General features: G+C 42.4%; 16 protein-coding genes. 5 read left to right on the forward strand and 11 right to left on the reverse strand.

All coding sequences use genetic code 11. From position 1 onward, the window contains the following. Positions 1-15: 15 nt before the first annotated feature. From L1266_RS08715 to hisG, 9 genes are all read right to left on the reverse strand, one after another. Complete coding sequence (locus tag L1266_RS08715; RefSeq protein ID WP_235377326.1) at positions 16-753, reverse strand: hypothetical protein; 738 nt, start codon at positions 751-753, stop codon at positions 16-18. Positions 754-945: 192 nt separating this feature from the next. Further along, entirely contained in the window at positions 946-1,560 is a 615-nt protein-coding gene (hisIE, locus tag L1266_RS08720) for a bifunctional phosphoribosyl-AMP cyclohydrolase/phosphoribosyl-ATP diphosphatase HisIE (RefSeq protein ID WP_054552013.1), read from the reverse strand. Then, on the reverse strand, positions 1,551-2,330 hold the full coding sequence (hisF, locus tag L1266_RS08725; RefSeq protein WP_054563887.1) for an imidazole glycerol phosphate synthase subunit HisF: 780 nt from the start codon (positions 2,328-2,330) through the stop codon (positions 1,551-1,553). The genes hisIE and hisF overlap by 10 nt, the downstream gene beginning before the upstream one ends. After that, on the reverse strand, positions 2,312-3,046 hold the full coding sequence (locus L1266_RS08730; protein ID WP_199528999.1) for a 1-(5-phosphoribosyl)-5-[(5-phosphoribosylamino)methylideneamino] imidazole-4-carboxamide isomerase: 735 nt from the start codon (positions 3,044-3,046) through the stop codon (positions 2,312-2,314). The genes hisF and L1266_RS08730 overlap by 19 nt, the downstream gene beginning before the upstream one ends. A 27-nt stretch (positions 3,047-3,073) precedes the next feature. Next, on the reverse strand, positions 3,074-3,664 hold the full coding sequence (gene hisH, locus L1266_RS08735; protein ID WP_235377327.1) for an imidazole glycerol phosphate synthase subunit HisH: 591 nt from the start codon (positions 3,662-3,664) through the stop codon (positions 3,074-3,076). Further along, entirely contained in the window at positions 3,661-4,722 is a 1,062-nt protein-coding gene (gene hisB / locus L1266_RS08740; RefSeq protein ID WP_054563884.1) for a bifunctional histidinol-phosphatase/imidazoleglycerol-phosphate dehydratase HisB, read from the reverse strand. The genes hisH and hisB overlap by 4 nt, the downstream gene beginning before the upstream one ends. Beyond that, entirely contained in the window at positions 4,719-5,816 is a 1,098-nt protein-coding gene (hisC, locus tag L1266_RS08745; RefSeq protein WP_268842737.1) for a histidinol-phosphate transaminase, read from the reverse strand. The genes hisB and hisC overlap by 4 nt, the downstream gene beginning before the upstream one ends. Next, entirely contained in the window at positions 5,806-7,107 is a 1,302-nt protein-coding gene (gene hisD / locus L1266_RS08750; protein ID WP_138616626.1) for a histidinol dehydrogenase, read from the reverse strand. The genes hisC and hisD overlap by 11 nt, the downstream gene beginning before the upstream one ends. Positions 7,108-7,113: 6 nt before the next feature. Continuing rightward, on the reverse strand, positions 7,114-8,013 hold the full coding sequence (gene hisG / locus L1266_RS08755) for an ATP phosphoribosyltransferase (protein WP_054552020.1): 900 nt from the start codon (positions 8,011-8,013) through the stop codon (positions 7,114-7,116). Between the two features lie 344 nt (positions 8,014-8,357). Here hisG and L1266_RS08760 point away from each other — a divergent pair, with 344 nt between their 5' ends. Continuing rightward, positions 8,358-8,591, forward strand: coding sequence for a hypothetical protein (locus tag L1266_RS08760; protein WP_054552021.1), 234 nt, complete (start codon positions 8,358-8,360; stop codon positions 8,589-8,591). A gap of 90 nt (positions 8,592-8,681) precedes the next feature. Further along, on the forward strand, positions 8,682-9,647 hold the full coding sequence (locus L1266_RS08765) for a sensor domain-containing diguanylate cyclase (protein WP_235377328.1): 966 nt from the start codon (positions 8,682-8,684) through the stop codon (positions 9,645-9,647). Positions 9,648-9,674: 27 nt separating this feature from the next. Here L1266_RS08765 and L1266_RS08770 read toward each other — a convergent pair whose 3' ends face one another. Both L1266_RS08770 and L1266_RS08775 read right to left on the reverse strand, forming a co-directional pair. After that, positions 9,675-10,958 (reverse strand): cation:proton antiporter, encoded by a 1,284-nt coding sequence (locus L1266_RS08770; RefSeq protein ID WP_235377329.1) that lies wholly within the window; start codon positions 10,956-10,958, stop codon positions 9,675-9,677. Positions 10,959-11,183: 225 nt separating this feature from the next. Continuing rightward, positions 11,184-12,263, reverse strand: coding sequence for a mechanosensitive ion channel family protein (locus L1266_RS08775; protein WP_235377330.1), 1,080 nt, complete (start codon positions 12,261-12,263; stop codon positions 11,184-11,186). 387 nt (positions 12,264-12,650) lie between these two features. Here L1266_RS08775 and L1266_RS08780 point away from each other — a divergent pair, with 387 nt between their 5' ends. The 3 genes from L1266_RS08780 (at position 12,651) to L1266_RS08790 (ending at position 18,799) form a co-directional block, all read left to right on the forward strand. Continuing rightward, entirely contained in the window at positions 12,651-14,846 is a 2,196-nt protein-coding gene (locus tag L1266_RS08780; protein ID WP_138616634.1) for a M4 family metallopeptidase, read from the forward strand. Positions 14,847-14,915: 69 nt separating this feature from the next. Further along, on the forward strand, positions 14,916-16,778 hold the full coding sequence (locus L1266_RS08785; RefSeq protein ID WP_235377331.1) for a M28 family metallopeptidase: 1,863 nt from the start codon (positions 14,916-14,918) through the stop codon (positions 16,776-16,778). 104 nt (positions 16,779-16,882) lie between these two features. Further along, positions 16,883-18,799 carry an ATP-dependent DNA helicase gene (locus L1266_RS08790; protein ID WP_054552025.1) on the forward strand — a complete coding sequence of 639 codons (1,917 nt, stop codon included), beginning with the start codon at positions 16,883-16,885 and terminating at the stop codon, positions 18,797-18,799. Positions 18,800-18,806: the final 7 nt, after the last annotated feature.

The following is an 18,806-nucleotide window of genomic DNA, read 5'->3' on the forward strand; positions in this document are numbered from 1 at the left end:
GGTAAAAGCGCAGGCTTACATTTTAGTTTTACCAGCAATGTTGGTCACTTTTACTGAGCCAGAACCATCACTTAGTAACTCAAAGTTTGCTGCAGTATCAACGCGAATGCTGCCTGAGCCATCTGAAACGACAACATCACCAGAAATATCATTTAAGTCGATGCCACCAGAACCATCGTGTATTTCAATATTGCCCTGTGCGTTGGCAACATCAATATTACCTGAGCCGTCATGAATTTTAATATCACGGCTGATATTACGTGCCTCTATGCTACCCGAACCATCATTGATTTCTAATGTGCCTGTAATGTCATTTGCGGTAATTGAACCTGAACCATCGTTGATCACAGTATCAGCGACTTTGCTAATAATAATTTCGCCAGAGCCATCGTGTACATCAACATTAAATGAACGAGGGATCGCAACAGTTAAATCAATGCGGGTTTGCTTATTGGTGTGGTAATCGCACTGGCCTGCACTAAGTGCTGCGTTATTGCCTTTGGCTTCAAGGTTTAAGCAGTATTCATCATGAGGCTTTTCTTGATAAATCTCGGCTTTAACGGTTACTTCATCACTGTCACTACCGGTTATATGTAAAAAACCAGAGCCGGCTTCTACTTTTAAAGCGCTTAATGAGGCTGCATCTAGCGTTAGGTTTTTAGTTGCTTGTAGAGGCATATCACCCCAAGCAAATGTTTGTGCTGATAATAAGCCTGCGGCAATGAGTGAGAGTGTTTTTACTGTACTTAACATGGTTCTTCCCTTTCATATCTGTTGTGTTATTAGCTTAGTCGCAGGTGCTGATAAAAAAGGTTTAAAGGGTTTAAAAACTTTTTACGATCGAAAAGCTTTTTGGCGTTTAGAGTTTAGAAGTATACAGTCTGAATGTAATAGTTTATAAATTGAAAAGATGCACCTAAAAAGGTGCATCTAACTGAACTTCAATTACTTATGGCGACCTTGTAAACAGCTCACCACATCAGCCAATGATAGGCCTTGGCGCTGTAATAACACGGTTAAGTGATACAGTAAGTCTGCCGATTCATTGGTTAATTCATCGTTATCATGTTTCATGGCTGCAAGGGCAACTTCAACGCCTTCTTCACCCACTTTTTGGCAACTACGACTTAAGTCTTTTGCAAACAAAGACGCAGTGTAGCTTTTGCTTGGATCATCGTCTTTACGCGAGACAATCACTTGTTCAAGCTCAGCTAAAAACGATAAGCTAGGTTTAGCATCATCGCCGAAGCAGCTTTGTGTACCAAGGTGGCATGTTGGCCCAAGTGGGTTTGCCAGTACTAATAGTGAGTCGTAATCGCAGTCGGTGTGTACAGAGACGACTTCAAGGTAGTTTTCTGATGTTTCGCCTTTGGTCCATAAACGCTCTTTAGAACGCGAGTAAAAGGTTACTTTTTGTTTGTCGAAAGTGGCAGCTAATGCATCTTGATTCATAAAGCCTTGCATTAAAATCACCCCAGAGCGTGCGTCTTGCACAATAGCTGGGATCAATTCGCTTTTGGCAAAATCGACTTGAGAAAGAGTGTCTTTGGTTAATTGCATAGTCTTGCCGCTACATTATTATCAGTTAAAAATTGTTTTAGTTCGCCAATATCAATGACGTTCTTGTGAAATACGCTGGCTGCGAGCGCGCCATCAACTTGGCTTTGCTGAAACACATCAACAAAGTCTTGCATCGTACCTGCGCCGCCCGATGCAATTAGTGGAATATCGCACAGTGCACGCATTTTTGATAGCTGAACATTGTCGTAGCCTTTACGCACGCCGTCTTGGTTCATGCAATTGAGTACAATTTCACCAGCGCCTAGGTCTTGCACTCGCTTAACCCATTCTTCGGTTTTATAGCGAGTACGGCTTGATGCATTTGGGTCGCCAGTCAGCTGATACACTAAATACTCGCCAGTGGTTTCATCATAAAAGCTATCAATACCCACAACCACGCATTGTTTACCAAACTCATCGTGTAATTCTTTGATAAGCTCAGGGCGAGCAATTGCAGGGCTGTTAATACTGATTTTATCTGCGCCACGTTCTAAAACACGTGCTGCATCTGCAACAGATTTAATGCCGCCAGCCACACAAAATGGAATATCAATGTGGCGCGCAATGTTTTCTACCCAATTGACATCAAGTAGGCGTTTTTCGACGCTGGCACTGATTTCATAAAACACCAGTTCATCCGCACCGGCATCGCTGTAAGCTTTGGCAAGCGTTAAAATATCACCAACCACTTCATGGCCTTTAAATTTAACGCCTTTAACGACTTGGCCGTCTTTTACATCTAAACAAGGGATTATGCGTTTTGATAACATGCTAGCGCCTCCTCAACATTAAAGGCACCATCAAGCAATGATTTACCTAAGATAACACCGCCAACGCCCAGTTTTTTCAGCTTTGCAATATCATCAAGTGAGCTTACACCGCCTGAAGCTTGAACTTTAATCTCGCTGTTGTGGTTGGTTAAATCTTCATAAAGTGCAAACGAAGGACCAGTCATGGTGCCGTCTTTACTGATGTCAGTACACAGAAAATCAACTACACCCAGTGCCACGTAAAAATCAACAAGTTCGAACAAACCAAACTCAGATTCACTTAACCAACCATGTGTTGCGGGTGCCCAGCCGTTGTCAGTTTTATTTACATCTAGTGCGATAACAAAGTGAGAGCTGCCAAATTTTTCAATCCACGCCTTTACTTGTTCGCGCTTTTCAACGGCCATTGAGCCAATCACGACTTGATTAGCACCGGCTTCAAGCCAGTCAGCAACATCTTGCTCTGAGCGAATACCACCGCCCACTTGATAAGGCACATTAAGCGCTTTGGTTGCAGCTTGAATATGCTGCCACTGTTTTTTATTTGGATCGCGCGCGCCTTCTAAATCAACTAAGTGCAGTTTGCCTGCGCCGCTGTTTGCATACTCTTGTAGGCGAGCGCTAAGTTCGTAAGGGTAAAATTGTGCTGTATCATACTTACCTTGGTATAAGCGCACAATTTGGTTTTGTAATACATCGAGTGCTGGAATAATCACGTTTATTTCTCTTATTTTTTGCTGCGCTTACAGCTGCCAATCTAAAAAGTTTTGTAAAAGTCGGGTGCCTACTTTGGCGCTTCGCTCTGGGTGAAACTGCATGCCTGCGTAGTTATCTTTAGCAACAATTGCAGAAAAAGCTTGTCCGTATTCACCGCTAACTAGGGTGGCATCGTTCACTGTGTGAGCAAAACTATGCACAAAGTACACTTGATCTTGCGCCGTTAACCCTTTGGTGAGGGCATGCTCTTTTAATACGCTTAGGTCGTTCCAGCCCATGTGCGGTGAAGTTAATGTGCCCACATCTAAGTGCTTAACAACACCCGGAATTTTGCCAAGGCAATCAACATTACCTTCTTCTGTACTGTCGCAAAGTAATTGCATGCCTAAACAAATGCCCATTAGCGGGCGCTGATATTCATCAATTGCTTGCTGCCAACCACCGTCTTTTAAGCGTTTCATGGCAACAGAGGCATGGCCTACGCCGGGTAAAATCGCACGTTCAAAGTCTTTTAGTTGCTCAGGTGAGGTGATCACCTCAGGCGTTTTCCCTAAGCGCTCAAAGGCAAAACGAACTGAGTTAATGTTGGCACAACCGGTATTAATTATGGCAATCATAAACACCCCTTAGAGCTGGCAGTTTGTTGCGAGGCATCTTTTGCAATCGCAGCGCGAAGTGCTCTTGCAAACGCTTTAAATAAGCCTTCAACTTGGTGATGACAATTACCATCGCTAACCGACAAAATAAGGCTCATGGCGGCATTATCACTTAAGCTTTTAAAGAAGTGTTCAACCATTTGCACGTCTAAGTCGCCCACTTTTTCACGGCTAAAATCGGCATTTAATACAAACGAGGCGCGACCCGATAAATCAATTTGCGCTTCTGCTTTGCATTCATCCATAGGGAGTGCAAAACCATAGCGACCAATTTGCGTTTTTGTACCTAGCGCTTGTTTAAGGGCAAGGCCAAGTGCAATGCCGATATCTTCAACTAGGTGATGCTCATCAATGTGTAAGTCGCCAGTGGCCTGAATATTAAGTCCGATATTGGCGTGTGTACGAATTTGGTCAAGCATGTGGTCGAAAAAGCCAAGGCCAGTGCTAATTTCGCCATTTTTTGTTTGGTCTAAATTAACTTGCACATCAATTTGCGTTTCTTTGGTATTACGAGTGACACGGCCTTCACGGTTTGCGGTTGTCAGCTTAGTGACAATGGCATCCCAGCTGCCGTCATACAAAATGCCTTCGCAGCATAAGTTATTGGCAAGTCCGATGTCAGTTTGACGGTCGCCAATCACAAATGAACGCGCTAAATCGACTTTACCTGAGCGCATAAGCTCAGTAAGTAAGCCTGTTTTTGGTTTACGGCAGTCACAATTTTGTTCATCAAAGTGAGGGCAGATCAGAACTTCATCAAATTTAATCCCTTGGCTATTTAAGATATCCATCATCTTGTCTTGAGCAATATCAAAATCAGCCGTCGGGAAGCTATCAGTGCCTAAACCATCTTGGTTTGAAACCATAACAAGGCGGTAACCTGCCGCTTGAAGTTGTAATAGAGCAGGGATCACATTCGGCAAAAACACTAATTTTTCGAGGCTATCAACCTGTTTGTCGGTGATAGGCTCTTCGATAATCGTGCCATCGCGGTCAATAAATAAATACGGGTTGCTCATGATAATTCCTGTTCTACTGTTTTACTGGTCAGTGATAAGCCATCTAACCAAACTTTTACTTGTTCTAGTTCTTGCTCGTTACCGATAGAAATTCGTAACCAATCATCTTCGCCATATAAAGTGAAGGCACGCATCACGAGTCCTTGCTCAAGTGCGATATTAAATGATTGTTTGTCTTTTAATTTTAAAGTGACAAAGTTACCTTCACCGCTCAGTACTTTGATAACGGCAGGTGATTGCTCGAGCCAACTTTTTAGTTTGTTTTTTAAGCTATTTAGAATTGTCACCTGACGGCGCATTGAAGCGATGTTGTCGCTACTTAATGCATCTGCGGCAATGCTCGCCACCACCGTTGATACAGGGTAAGGCGCAATCACTTTACGAATAGGCGCAAGTAGCTTGCTGTTGGCTAAGGTGAACCCTGTTCTTAAACCCGCAAGTGCAAATGCTTTTGATAAAGTCCTTAGTACCACAAGGTTACTAAACTCGTTGATCAGGCTTGCCGCTGTTTGTTCTGGGCAAAATTCTATATAAGCTTCATCCACCACGACAATCGCTTTACCCGCAAGTTGTTGGGTGATTTTTCTGATTTTGTCTAAGCTTGTCATGCTGCCGGTAGGGTTATTTGGATTACAAATAAACACCAGCTTTGAATCAGCAACCGCAGTGACAATCTCATCAACCGTGCCTTTTAATAACAGCTCTTGAGTTAAGCCGTTAATCGCAATGTTGTGGGTATCAGCAGTGACTTTGTACATGCCGTAAGTTGGCAAAAAGAGTGCAATGCTATCTTTAGCAGGGCTACAAAAAGTACGTACTAATAGCTCAATACCTTCGTCAGCTCCACGAGTCATCAATACTTGCTCTGGCTCCAAATTAGCATAGCAAGCGTAACGATTGATCACTTGCTGAGGCTGCGGATCAGGGTAGCGATTTAAATCCGTTAAATTGATATTTGGCGTACGTGAATACGGGCTTTCATTGGCATTTAACCACGTTGTGCCTGTCAGCTTTTCACTTTTCGCTGAACTATAGGCTGTTAGCGCTGCAATGTTGTCTGGCAACAGCGTTGTTATTTTTGAATTATCGCTCATTATTCATAGCCTCAAGACGAATTGAAACAGCATTAGCGTGAGCATCAAGCCCCTCTGCTGCAGCTAAAGGTAAAATTGCTTTAGATAATTCACGTAAGCCATTTTTACTGATGGTTTGCACTGTGTAAGTTCTAAAGAAGTCCAGTAAGTTTAAGCTCGAATAGGTCGCACTGTAACCATACGTTGGTAGTACGTGGTTCGTACCCGATGCATAGTCTCCGGCAGACTCCGGAGTGTAATCACCCACAAATACTGAACCGGCATTTTTCACTAAGCTTAAATAAGGCTGCGCATCAGCAAGCTGTAGAATAAGGTGCTCAGGACCATATTGCGCAGACACTGCAAAGGCTTGATCAACCGAGTCGACTAATATCAAGCTTGAGTTAGCAAGGGCTTGCTCGGCAGTGTCTTTACGACTTAATTTTGCTAGCTGCTCTGTTAATGCTTGCTGTGTTTTTTCAATAATGCGTTCGCTGTTACACAGTAAAATAACCTGTGAATCTGCACCGTGCTCCGCTTGCGATAATAAATCTGCCGCAATAAAGTCTGGGTTTGCACGCTCATCAGCAATCACTAGCACTTCAGAAGGGCCCGCTGGCATATCAATCGCCATACCCGGAATAGTTTGCGCAACAAGTTGTTTTGCCATGGTGACAAAGCTATTTCCCGGGCCAAAAATCTTGTTCACTTTAGGCACTGATTCTGTACCGTAAGCCATCGCTGCAATCGCACCCGCGCCGCCACTTTCTACAATGGTTTTAATACCACATAGTTTTGCCGCATATAAAATGGCAGGGTTGATAGTTTCATCGGCTTTCACAGGTGTAGTAAGCACAACGGTTTGTACACCACTCAACTGTGCAAGCACCCCTTGCATAATTACTGACGATGGCAGTGGCGCACTACCACCTGGCACGTAAATACCTACCGCTTCAATGGCTTGATATTTAAGTTCACACAATACGCCAGGTTGCGTTGTTAACTTAATGTCTTTAGGTAATTGTGCTTGGTGAAAACGTTTTACATTGGCATAGGCCGTTTCGATGGCAGCTTTTAACTCGTTTGATAATAGCTGCTCAGCTTGGTTTATTTCTTCAACTGGCACTAATAAGCGAGGTGTTTCGCGCTTATCAAACTCTGTTGCCATCTTTAATAACGCTGCGTCACCTTGTGTTTTAACTGCATTTAAGATGTCGATGCAAATTGCTTCAACCTCTTTACTTGCGGTAACAGCAGGGCGGGTAAGTACCGCCTGCTGTGCTTGTTGATTTTCCTCATTCCAGCGAAACATGGATAATTACTCCATCATTTTTTCAATTGGCATAACAAGAATTGAGTTAGCACCTAGTGCTTTTAACTGTTCCATTGTTTCCCAGAAAAGGGTTTCGCTGCTAACCATATGTAGCGCAACATAATCGTCGCTACCAGCAAGCGATAGTAAAGTTGGTTGACCTGTGCCAGGTAGTAAGTCGCATACTTCATCAAGCTTTGCTTTTGGTGCGTGTAGCATGATGTATTTACTTTCTTTTGCTTGGCGTACACCACGTAAACGCGGCATTAGCGTATTGATTAAATCAAGTTTGCTTTGATCAGTTAGATTCTTGTTTTGAATTAAACATGCGTTTGATTCTAAGATGGTATCGCCTTGCATTAAGCCGTTTGCTTCTAACGTTGCACCTGTAGATACTAAGTCACAAATTGCATCAGCTAAACCAGCACGCGGCGCAACTTCAACAGAGCCCGTTAACATAACTGTGCTTGCGTTAATACCTTCGCGTTTTAGGTATTGGCTTAAGATTTCTGGGTAGGTAGTGGCAATGCGTTTACCTTCGAACCAGCTTTTATCTTGTGGACCAAGTTCTTGCGGCCATGCAAGTGCAAGGCGACAGTAACCAAAATCAAGCTTAGAAAGTTTGTTTACTTCGAATTCCACACCTTGACGTTCGCGTTCGGCTTGTACTTCAACAAGTACGTTTTCACCAACGATACCTAAGTCACACACACCGTCCATTACTAGGCCCGGAATATCGTCATCGCGTACACGCAGTACATCAATTGGCATATTGGTGGAGTGTGCGATTAAACGTTGTTCACGAAGATTTAATTTCACACCAAGTTGCTTTAGCAACTCTTGGCAGTCTTTTGATAAGCGGCCGCCTTTTTGGATGGCGATTCGTAAACGGTTGGTATTGCTCATTATTCATTTTCCTTTAATTCAAAAACTAAAAACCCCGAGGGAACCTCAGGGCGAAAATAAATAATTGGGTTGATTGCTCGCCAGAGGTTCCTTTTAGGAATAACCTCTCAGCGAAAAACCTGACAGGCTATTCCGGTGAATGATGGTGATGATGGATAGTTGTCAGATTGAAGCGCATAATTTTTCCTGTATTGCACTCGTTTGTATAAACCAGTGCGTAAATCTGTTTAAATAAGTTACGTATATAGATAAACATGCTTTGCTAATATTTGGCAAGCATTTTTTTGCGAAATTAAAGTATATGCTATAACCGCCGATAATAAATGGATAGATAGGAGGTACAAATGGATATCATGATCCCCTTTTTAGGTCGAATTACACGGCTACAGTTAGAAAGTAAAGGCGCATTTCACATTGCGGGCGTAAAAGATGCGAACGTGCAGCGAATTGAACTTGAAAAACGCCAAAAACGAGAAATAGAGCGACGAAAAAAAGCTGCTAAAAAAGATGATAAAAGCGGTAAAAATGCCATAGAAGAAGATGAAGAGGGTAATAAACACCTAGATACATGGGCATAGCAGAAATTTAAGAAATTGTTTGTATGCAATAGACCATTTTTTTCTGCTAGGGTTAAGAAATACATGTGATTTTGATCAAAAGGCAATCTAATGGAACGACCAGCAGTGCCGTTAAATGAGCAAGCAAGGCTTGAAGAGCTTCGCTCTTTGGATGTATTAGACTCTCAGAGCGACCCCGCCTTTGACCGAATCACTCGCCTTGCCCAACAGTTTTTCTCTGTGCCAATTTGTGTCATTAGCTTAATTGACGAGCATAGACAGTGGTTTAAGTCATGTGTGGGGTTAGATGTGACAGAGACTGCAAGAGACATTTCTTTTTGCGCCCATGCAATTTTATATAAAGACCCCCTAGTGGTTGAAAATGCCTTAAACGATAAACGTTTTGCAGATAACCCGCTGGTAATGGGTGACCCAAATATTCGTTTTTATGCAGGTTGCCCAATCACACTTAAATCAGGAAATAGAATTGGCACTTTGTGCCTTATTGATCACCAACCTCGCAGTTTTAACAATAAAGATACTAAAGTTTTAAAAGACTTTGCAGCAATTGTCGAGCGTGAGTTTGCGGTTATGCAATTAGCAACCACAGATGAGCTTACCTTATTACCCAATCGTCGGGGTTTTATTAGCACAGCTGAACATTACCTTGATTTATGCATTCGCCAGCATTTAAAAGCAAAATTGGTATTTATAGATTTAGATAACTTTAAAGCAATTAACGACCAGTTCGGTCATGCTGCAGGCGATCGGTTGCTAAAAGATTTTGCAAGGTTGCTGGAAAGCTGCTGTCGCAAAGCGGATTTATATGCGCGGTTGAGCGGTGATGAGTTTGTAATTTTGTTTACAGATTTAAATACCAGTGATTGCGAGGCTATTATGCAGCGTTTATTTTTGTCATTCAGTCACTTACCTAATAGTTTTAATAATCAAGTTGAGCTTGGCTTTTCTTATGGTATAGCCGATTTTTCAGATCAGCAGCCTTGCTCGCTGATTAAATTACTTGCTGTTGCAGACGCACGAATGTATTCCGATAAAGCACAAAAAAAGGCTCGATAATCGAGCCTTTAAAGTAAAAATCAGTGCTTAATTTTTCGCTTCTGCTGATTGAATACTGCTTTGGATCAACGGCGAAATTGTCAAACCTTGTACGATAATCGAAAAGATCACCACCACATAAGTGACAATAACAATCAAGTCATGTAAATCAGAGCCTGCGATCATTACCTGATCGCGTGGGATGGCAGCTGCCATTGCAAGCGCTAAACCACCCCGTAAGCCACCCCAAGTGAGTATTTTCACTGAGTGCTTATCGTACTGGCGGTACTTTTTAAAGAATACAAATGGCGTGCCTACACTTAAAAAACGAGCCAGCAACACCACAGGCACCATGAGTAAACCTAAGCCAATTTCTTCAAGAGTAATAGGCATGGTGACAATTAGCATTCCGATGATCAAAAACAGCAAGGCATTTAAAAAGCTATCTGTGGCATGCCAAAAGTCTTTCACGTAGCGAGTATCTTCAGGCCCGGTACGCTCTGTTGCTTTTGAACGAGTAATATTGCCAAGTAAGATACCACTGGTGACCATAGCAAGGGCACCTGAGATTTCCCAAATATTTGCTGCTGCAAAGCCGGCTGTTGGAATGGTCAGGGTTAGTAGCAAACGAATGTTCACATCGCGGCTATTAATAATTAAAAAATGCCCGACTAACGCAATCACCAGACCAAACACGATACCGCCAATTGCATCAACTAAAAACAATTCTGCAACGTCAGTAAAGGTGGCTTCGGTGCCATAAAAGGCCACTGAAAATATCGTTGTGAAAATCACCAAACCAATACCATCATTAAACAAAGACTCACCTTCAACTTGCACAGAAATACCTTCTGGGGCTCGCATTTGTTTAATAATGGCTAACACTGCAATCGGGTCGGTTGGGCTGATTAAAGCACCAAACAATAAACAGTAAATAAACGGCACGGGCCAGCCAACAAAAGCAAACAAATAATAGCTCAAGTAACCAACAATGACCGTTGAGGTTATGGTTGAAAATAACACTAATGCGGTAATTTCCCACCGTTGCTTTCGAAGGGCTGCTAAGTTGATTTCTAGCGCACCCGCGAACAGCAAAAAGCCGAGCATCCCTTTTAATAGCAACTGATTAAAGTTGATACTGGAGACAACTAGAGTCATTTCGAGGGCGGTGGTATCACCAAGCATTTTAACGGCAAGTATAAGAAGAAGAGAAATAACAACAGAACCTGTTGTTATAGCAATTGTAGTTTGCATTTTGAGGATGAATTGGTTAGCAAAAGCAATAAAAATAGCTAATGCTGAAAGAAAACAAATGAGGTACCAAGCATTCATTGTTTGACCTTAAATATTTTTATAACAAGACGCAGAAAGCAGTCACTTTCTGGCCGCATATAGTACGCCTCTAAAATAGGTATGTCACAGTGTTTATGCGATTTTTATGACATTTTAGAGTAAAAATTCAAGGTGCTGATTGCATATGTATAATCGCTGTTAATAATGTCTCAAAAGAGACAAAAAAAACCTGATGAATGTGCAATTATGATAACTTCAGTTAGGTCAATCAGCCTGTTTAAAGTGAGCCGATTCTTGGCTGGTATTTATAGCTCTGATTGGGTAAGGGATCACAATTCCTTCTTTTGCGTAACGTTGATGTAATGCTTTGATAAACGCAGATTTTACCCAAAAGCGGTTAAAGTACTCTTTTGCTCTTAACATCACCGTAAAATTGATGCTTGATTGGTCAAAATTATGAAAGACCACAAAGGTCTCGTAATCATCGATGCCCCATTTATGGCTTTTTAAGATCTGTCTTGCTACATCCAAAGTTACTTGCTCAACTTTTTCAAGGTCGGAGCCATAATGAACACCCACCTCAACGGGGACGCTGAGCTCTTTTTCGGGATAAAAGTAGTTAATGATGCGTGATTTAGACAGCTGACTATTGGGGATGACTATCATGTTGTTCGGCAACATTTTCACCCAGGTTGAGCGCCAACCAATTTTCTCAACAAACCCTTGGTCGCCACTTTCAAGCTCTATAAAGTCGCCGACCCGAATTGGTTTATCAATCACCAACTGCACGCCAGAAAAAAAGTTTTCGAGTGTCGGTTGCAAAGCCAAAGCGACGGCAAGAGAGGTAATGCCTAATGAGGCAATAACTGGGGTGATTGATATGCCTAACGTGCCTAATAACACCAATAAGCCAACACACACAATTGCACAGCGGATCAAGCCTTTAATGATGCTATGACTATTCGAAACCACCACCGAGCGGGCACTGTAATAATCAACGGTACCAAATAAGAAATGATCTAAAAATAACACTAAGGCAAAAATACAAATGGCTTTAGCGGTGGCCGCAATAGGTAAGGGGTGCTCAGCCATAAAGCCGGTGGTGTTCAATAACTGACCAAAAATGATCACAAGCACCATCATTGTGCACAAGGTCAATGGTGTAGAGAGTGAGTCAACCAATAAAGAGTCGAACACAAAGTCAGTGCGTTGAGTCCATTTTTTTAAACAATAGATAATTACAAACCTCAATAAGAACAAAGCGATAGCGGCTAGTGCAGTGCCTCCAATGACAACCAGCCAAGGCTCATTTAGCCATTCATTTTGTATCAACTCAGTATTCATGCTTAGTCCTTAAATCCTATGTACTTGGTATTGCTGCAAATTATGTACCCAGGCTTTTTGTGGATATTTAAGCCTTCAGCTTTGAACCACAAATAATGAAATGAGCAATATTAAATGCAAATAAAAGGTACAAATGTATATTAAATGTTATTATTTTGTATCAATAATTTTACACTTTCACTTTATCTGTTAACAATTAATAAACTTTAATTTTCTTATCCTACTGTTAATTATAGGGTTTTAGTTTAGAGTTAATACTTTATTTGTAAATTTTTTGTTTCATTTTCAATTTCGTTCCAATCAATCTAGGCTGGTCACTAATCGGGAACAGTGCAGTCCGGTTACTAGGAAAATATTAAATACATAACAATCTAACGGAGCGTAAACGTGAATTTATCTAAAATCACACTAGCAACTCTTGCTGCTTTTGCTTTGACTCAAGCAACAAGTGCAGTAGCTGCGAACAAGAAATACCTAAACGAACAAACAGGGATTAACCAAGCTTTGCAAACCAATGCATCATCTGTATTGAGTGCAAATCCAAATCAGTTAGTTGGTTTAGGTGCAGGGAATGATTTAGTTGTATTAAAAGAAATCAAAACCAGTAACGGCAACACCACGCGCCGTTATCAGCAGATGTATCAAGGTCTACCTGTCATCGGCGATACGGTTAGCCTTACATTTGATGGTAATGGCCAATTAAAACGCGCACATGGTGCAGCGGTGTATGACATTGCCGCCGACATCGATTCAGTGTCTCCGGCACTTAACAAGAAAAAAGCAATGGCGAAGGGCCTTGCTAACTCACCCGCAGCAATTAAATCAGTTGGGTTAAAAAAGCATAATGAACAATCACGCTTAGCTATTTGGCTAGATGAAGACAGCGTTGCACACCTAGTGTATGAAGTATCTTATGTGACGTATGGTGATAACCCATCTCGTCCGTATCAAATTATTGATGCAAACAGCGGTGAAGTTTTATTTAGCTTCGATAACTTACAACATGCCAGTGCAACGGGCCCAGGCGGTAACTTAAAAACCGGTAAATACATTTACGGTACTGATTTTGACAGCCTAGATGTTACTCAGTCAGGCAGTACTTGTACGATGAATAACGCTAACGTAAGAACCATTAATTTAAATGGTGGTACAAGTGGTTCGTCAGCGTATTCGTTTACATGCCCAGAAAATACCTTTAAAGAAATAAACGGTGCGTACTCGCCTTTAAATGATGCACATTATTTTGGTAACGTTATTTTCAATATGTATAGCGACTGGTTAGGTACCGCGCCTTTAACCTTCCAGCTAAAAATGCGTGTTCATTATGGTAATAACTACGAAAATGCATTTTGGGATGGCAGTGCCATGACATTTGGTGATGGTCAAAATACGTTTTATCCGCTGGTTAGCCTTGATGTATCGGCCCATGAAGTGAGCCATGGTTTTACCGAACAAAATTCAGGGCTTATTTATTCAGGTAAATCAGGTGGTTTGAACGAAGCTTTCTCTGATATGGCAGGTGAAGCAGCTGAGTTTTACATGAAAGGCTCAAATGACTGGTTAGTGGGTCAGGAAATCTTTAAAGGTAACGGTGCATTACGTTACATGAATAACCCCACCCAAGATGGCAGCTCGATTGACCATCAAAACAATTACTACTCTGGTATGGATGTGCACTACAGCTCAGGTGTATTCAACAAGGCATTTTATAACCTTGCAACAACACCAGGTTGGGATACGCAAAAGGCGTTCGTCGTGATGGCACGCGCTAACCAACTTTACTGGACAGCCAGCACAAACTGGGATTTAGCAGGTAACGGCGTGATGGATGCAGCGTGTGATTTAAATTACGAACCAGCAGATGTTCAAGCAGCGCTTGCGGCGGTGGGTGTGACTTCAAGCTTAAGTGCGGGTAGTAGCTGTGGAACAACTGAGCCACCTCCGGGCGGTGATGAAGAACTAACCAATGGTGTGCCACGTACAGGGATCAGTGGTGCTGCTAAAGATCAAATGTTCTTTACCCTTGAAGTGCCAGCAGACGCAACGAACTTGCAATTCAATACAACTGGTGGAAGTGGTGATGCAGACCTTTACGTTATGTATGGCGCAAAACCAACACTGAGCAACTTTGATTGTAAAAGCACTTCATCTAGCAGTACAGAAAGCTGCGCTATTAGTAACGTACAAGCAGGTACTTACTACGTAATGGTTGAAGCGTGGAATCAAATTTCAGGTGTATCACTCACAGGTAGCTATGATTCGGGCAGCGGTGGTGGTGTAACGCCGATTAACCGCACTGAGTCTAACTTGAGTGTAGCAAGAAATGGCTGGACTCGTTTTACACAAGATCTAGATGCGGGTTATTCGTCACTGGATGTGACTATTTCTGGTGGCTCTGGTGATGCTGACTTGTATGTGAATTTTGGTTCGCAATCGACAACATCTAGCTATGACTGCCGTCCATATAAAAACGGCAATAGCGAAACCTGTACATTTACAAACCCTCAAGCGGGTACTTGGTATATCGACCTTCGCGGCTACAGCGCTGCAAGTGGTGTAACTCTCACCATTTCGGCTAACTAGCCACCCTTTTAGGGAGCTTCGGCTCCCTTTTTTATTTTCATTAAAATACACATCATAAAAGGATTGATTATGACAACCCGCCTAACACAGTGCTTAGTAGGCTTTGCCACACTGTCACTGAGCCAACTAAGTTATGCAGCGCAAGACGAAACAATTTGGGTCACTATTGATGCCCTTGCTGCTGAGCACTTTCAACAAGATACCGTGAGTAAACGTAAACTAAACAGCAATTTTGCGATGCAAAAATCAGCTTTGAATCAAGTTAATTTTATGCGCGTTAACAAGCAGGATATCGCTGGTTTAAGTGAGTTTATGCACGATAACTATCATCGCTGCGGTGGTTTTGTAGCCCATGACTCATTAGCAGATGCAGAGCTCTATACTCAGCAATTAAATGCGGTTTCGCAGACTGCGATGAATGCGAGCCTAGTAAACTACAGTATTGATAATGCCGCGACAGTTAACGCGCTAATATCATCGATTGATAGTAGTGAACTGAGCGATACGGTTAATAGCATGATGAACTTTCATAACCGATATTATGCCGTGCAAAGTGGTGTTGATGCTGCTGATTGGTTAAAGAGCCATTGGCAGCAAATAGCTAGTAGCCGCAGTGATATCAGTGTTGAGTATTTTAACCATAGTTTTTCGCAATCATCAGTTATTGTGACCATTCCTGGTGCAGAAAAAGCAGATGAAATTGTCGTTATTGGTGGCCATTTAGACTCAATCAATCAGTCTAATCCAAGTAATGGCCGAGCTCCTGGTGCAGATGATAATGCCTCGGGTATTGCAGTGCTCACACAAACCTTAAAAGCAATAGTGGAAAATAACTACCAACCTCAGCGGACCATACAAATTATGGGGTTTGCTGCTGAAGAAGTAGGTCTAAGGGGCTCAAAAGATATTGCTCAAAGTTATAAAACACAGGGTAAGAATGTTGTAGGCATGGTGCAGTTTGATATGACTGGCAATAACGGCAGCAGCACTGATATTGTGATGATGACAGATTACACAAACTCTTCGCAAAATCAGTATTTATCGCAGTTGCTCGATGCTTACCAGCCCACAGTGAGCTATGGCTTTGATCAATGTGGTTATGGCTGCTCAGATCATGCCTCTTGGTATCAACAAGGGTTTGCCGCCTCAATGCCATTTGAATCAACGATGAGTGACATTAACCCTTTGATCCACACATCAAATGATGCCCAATTTGATGCGGCTCACGCGAGTAAGTTTGCAAAACTAGCTGTGAGTTATGTTGCTGAAATGGCAAAAAATGCCGGTGATGTAGTAACTGAGCCGACTAATCAGCTTGAAAATGGCGTAGCTAAAACAGGTTTGTCGGGCGCAGCAAAAGAGCAGTTATTCTTTACACTTGATGTACCCGCAATGAGCAGTAACCTTGAGTTTGTAACTGAGGGCGGCTCGGGCGATGCCGATTTATACGTTAAATTTGGCAGTAAACCAACATTACAAGACTTTGATTGTAAAAGCACAACCTCAACAAGTAATGAAAGTTGTGTGATGTCGTCAGTTCAAACTGGCACGTATCATGTCATGGTTGAAGCGTGGAATGAGATTTCGAATGTGTCACTCACGGGAAGTTATAGCACCTCAGGTGGCGGCGAAAACGTTGACCGAACTGAGACAAACGTGAGTGTCGCTACCGGTAGTTGGCAGCGCTTTACTCAACAAATACCGGCAGGCCTTAGTAATTTAACGGTGACTATATCTGGCGGTAGTGGCGATGCAGATTTGTATGTTAACTATGGCTCAGCGTCAACAAGTTCAAATTATCTATGTCGGCCCTACAAAAATGGTAACGAAGAAAGTTGTCAATTTGATAACCCACAAGGTGGTACTTGGTACATAGATTTACAGGGTTACAGAGCTGCATCGGGCGTGACATTAACGATTCAAGGACAATGATTTAAACGCAATCATACTTTTAACCATGAGGAAGCAACGCTTCCTCATTTAGTCTTGCCCTTGGCAAGTCAGTTACGTAAAATCTGCCCATCACTTTTAATCTATTGGCGAAGTTTATCAAACAACTTTTCAGTGCCACTGGCCCCCTTGCACTTTCTCTTGATGGATATACTCCTCGGCAGCCACAAATTGACATGGCTGTTGCAGTTGACGATGCCTTAAAAAAACGTCACCAATTAGTGGTTGAGGCGGGCACAGGCACGGGTAAAACCTATGCTTACTTAGCGCCTGCGTTAAAATCAAAAGGCAAAACCATTATCTCAACGGGTTCAAAAGCACTACAAGAGCAGTTGTTTCACCGTGATTTACCCAATTTAGTCAAAGCACTGAGCGCCACTAAAAAAGTCGCCCTTTTAAAAGGCCGCGCGAATTATTTGTGTACGTACCGTTTAAGTCAGCACGTTGCGCATGTGCCAACAGATGATCCAGATGTAATGCATCAACTTGCGATGGTGGCAAAGTTTGCAAGTGAAACCCGTTCGGGCGATTTGGCAGATTGTATTGGCATAGAAGAAGATGCCAAGGTACTGCCTTATGTTAGCTCAACCGCTGATAACTGTTTGGGTAAAGAGTGCCCCGATTTTCAAGATTGTTATATTCGTAAAGCCCGCTTAAATGCCATGGAAGCTGACGTGGTGGTGATCAACCATCATTTGTTTTTTGCTGATATGGCCGTGAAAGATACGGGGTTTGCTGAATTAATGCCCACTGCCGACGCCTATATTTTTGATGAGGCGCATCAGCTCAGTGAAATTGCCAGTGACTATTTTGGTGAAAGTGTTAGCACTAAAAAGCTGGTGGATTTAATTAATGACTTACGAGCAATTTACCGTGCCGATATCCCTGATATGCTGCAATTAGGCAAAACCCTCAACAAGTTAGAAACTAGCGTGGCAGATTTACGCTTGCAGTTTGGGCTTGATGGTAGCCGTGGTGATTGGCGTGAAAAGCTGGCTGATAAAGAGATTTGTGCAGCACTGCACCGGGTCATTAGCGACCTCGACTTTTTATACCAAGTATTAAAGTTATGCTTAGACCGTAGCGAAAAAATAGAGCATCCGTTTGAGCGCACACTAGCCTTTAAAGGTCAGTTAGAGCGGGTATTTGATACCGCACAAACGGGTTATAGTTATTGGTACGAAACCACTCGCCGATACCTAACGGTAAACATTACACCGCTTAATGTATCGGCTAAATTTGCACAGATGATGAAAGACACAGGAGCAGGTTTTGTGTTTACATCGGCGACTTTATCGGTCGATAACGACTTAGCGCACTTTAACGCTAGTCTTGGCTTAAAGCCAACGCAAAGCATGATTGTTGAAAGTCCGTTTGATTATCAACAACAAGCATTACTTTGTTTGCCGCGCTACTTACCTGAGTCTCATGCGAATAATATGCCCCATGCAATTATCAAGCTGACCCTTGAGTTGATTAAATCAGCAAAAGGTCGCTGCTTTGTGCTGTTTACTAGCTATCGTATGATGCACTTAGTGGCGGAAGGTTTAACCACGCAGATGGATTATCCGGTTTATATGCAAGGGCAAATGTCTAAACGCATTATCCTTGAGAAGTTTACCCGTCACGGTAATGCCGTTTTACTTGGCACAGCTTCATTTTGGGAAGGCGTAGATGTTAGAGGCAGTACATTAAGTTGTGTTATCATTGATAAATTGCCGTTTGCCGCACCAGATGACCCATTGCTGCAAGCAAAAATGCAAGATTGCCAGTTACAAGGCAAAGACCCATTTGCGCATATTCAATTACCCCAAGCGGTCATTGCATTAAAGCAAGGGGTAGGGCGACTTATTCGCGATAGTAAAGATAAAGGTGTGTTGGTTATTTGTGATAACCGCCTAGTAACACGCCATTACGGCCAAGTATTTTTAAAAAGTTTGCCACCTATGCGCCGCACGCGCGATTTAGCAATGGCAAACGCGTTTTTAGAACAGATCAATTAGAGTAACT

Origin of the sequence: Pseudoalteromonas sp. Cn5-37 (genome assembly GCF_021532495.1) — a bacterium.
Classification (GTDB): Bacteria; Pseudomonadota; Gammaproteobacteria; order Enterobacterales; family Alteromonadaceae; genus Pseudoalteromonas; species Pseudoalteromonas simplex.

Coding starts and splice junctions, on each gene's coding strand:
- L1266_RS08715 (WP_235377326.1), bottom strand. CDS start 753: ATGTTAAGTACAGTAAAAACACTCTCACTCATTGCCGCAGGCTTATTA.
- hisIE (WP_054552013.1), bottom strand. CDS start 1,560: ATGCAATTAACCAAAGACACTCTTTCTCAAGTCGATTTTGCCAAAAGC.
- hisF (WP_054563887.1), bottom strand. CDS start 2,330: ATGTTATCAAAACGCATAATCCCTTGTTTAGATGTAAAAGACGGCCAA.
- hisH (WP_235377327.1), bottom strand. CDS start 3,664: ATGATTGCCATAATTAATACCGGTTGTGCCAACATTAACTCAGTTCGT.
- hisB (WP_054563884.1), bottom strand. CDS start 4,722: ATGAGCAACCCGTATTTATTTATTGACCGCGATGGCACGATTATCGAA.
- hisC (WP_268842737.1), bottom strand. CDS start 5,816: ATGAGCGATAATTCAAAAATAACAACGCTGTTGCCAGACAACATTGCA.
- hisD (WP_138616626.1), bottom strand. CDS start 7,107: ATGTTTCGCTGGAATGAGGAAAATCAACAAGCACAGCAGGCGGTACTT.
- hisG (WP_054552020.1), bottom strand. CDS start 8,013: ATGAGCAATACCAACCGTTTACGAATCGCCATCCAAAAAGGCGGCCGC.
- L1266_RS08760 (WP_054552021.1), top strand. CDS start 8,358: ATGGATATCATGATCCCCTTTTTAGGTCGAATTACACGGCTACAGTTA.
- L1266_RS08765 (WP_235377328.1), top strand. CDS start 8,682: ATGGAACGACCAGCAGTGCCGTTAAATGAGCAAGCAAGGCTTGAAGAG.
- L1266_RS08770 (WP_235377329.1), bottom strand. CDS start 10,958: ATGAATGCTTGGTACCTCATTTGTTTTCTTTCAGCATTAGCTATTTTT.
- L1266_RS08775 (WP_235377330.1), bottom strand. CDS start 12,263: ATGAATACTGAGTTGATACAAAATGAATGGCTAAATGAGCCTTGGCTG.
- L1266_RS08785 (WP_235377331.1), top strand. CDS start 14,916: ATGACAACCCGCCTAACACAGTGCTTAGTAGGCTTTGCCACACTGTCA.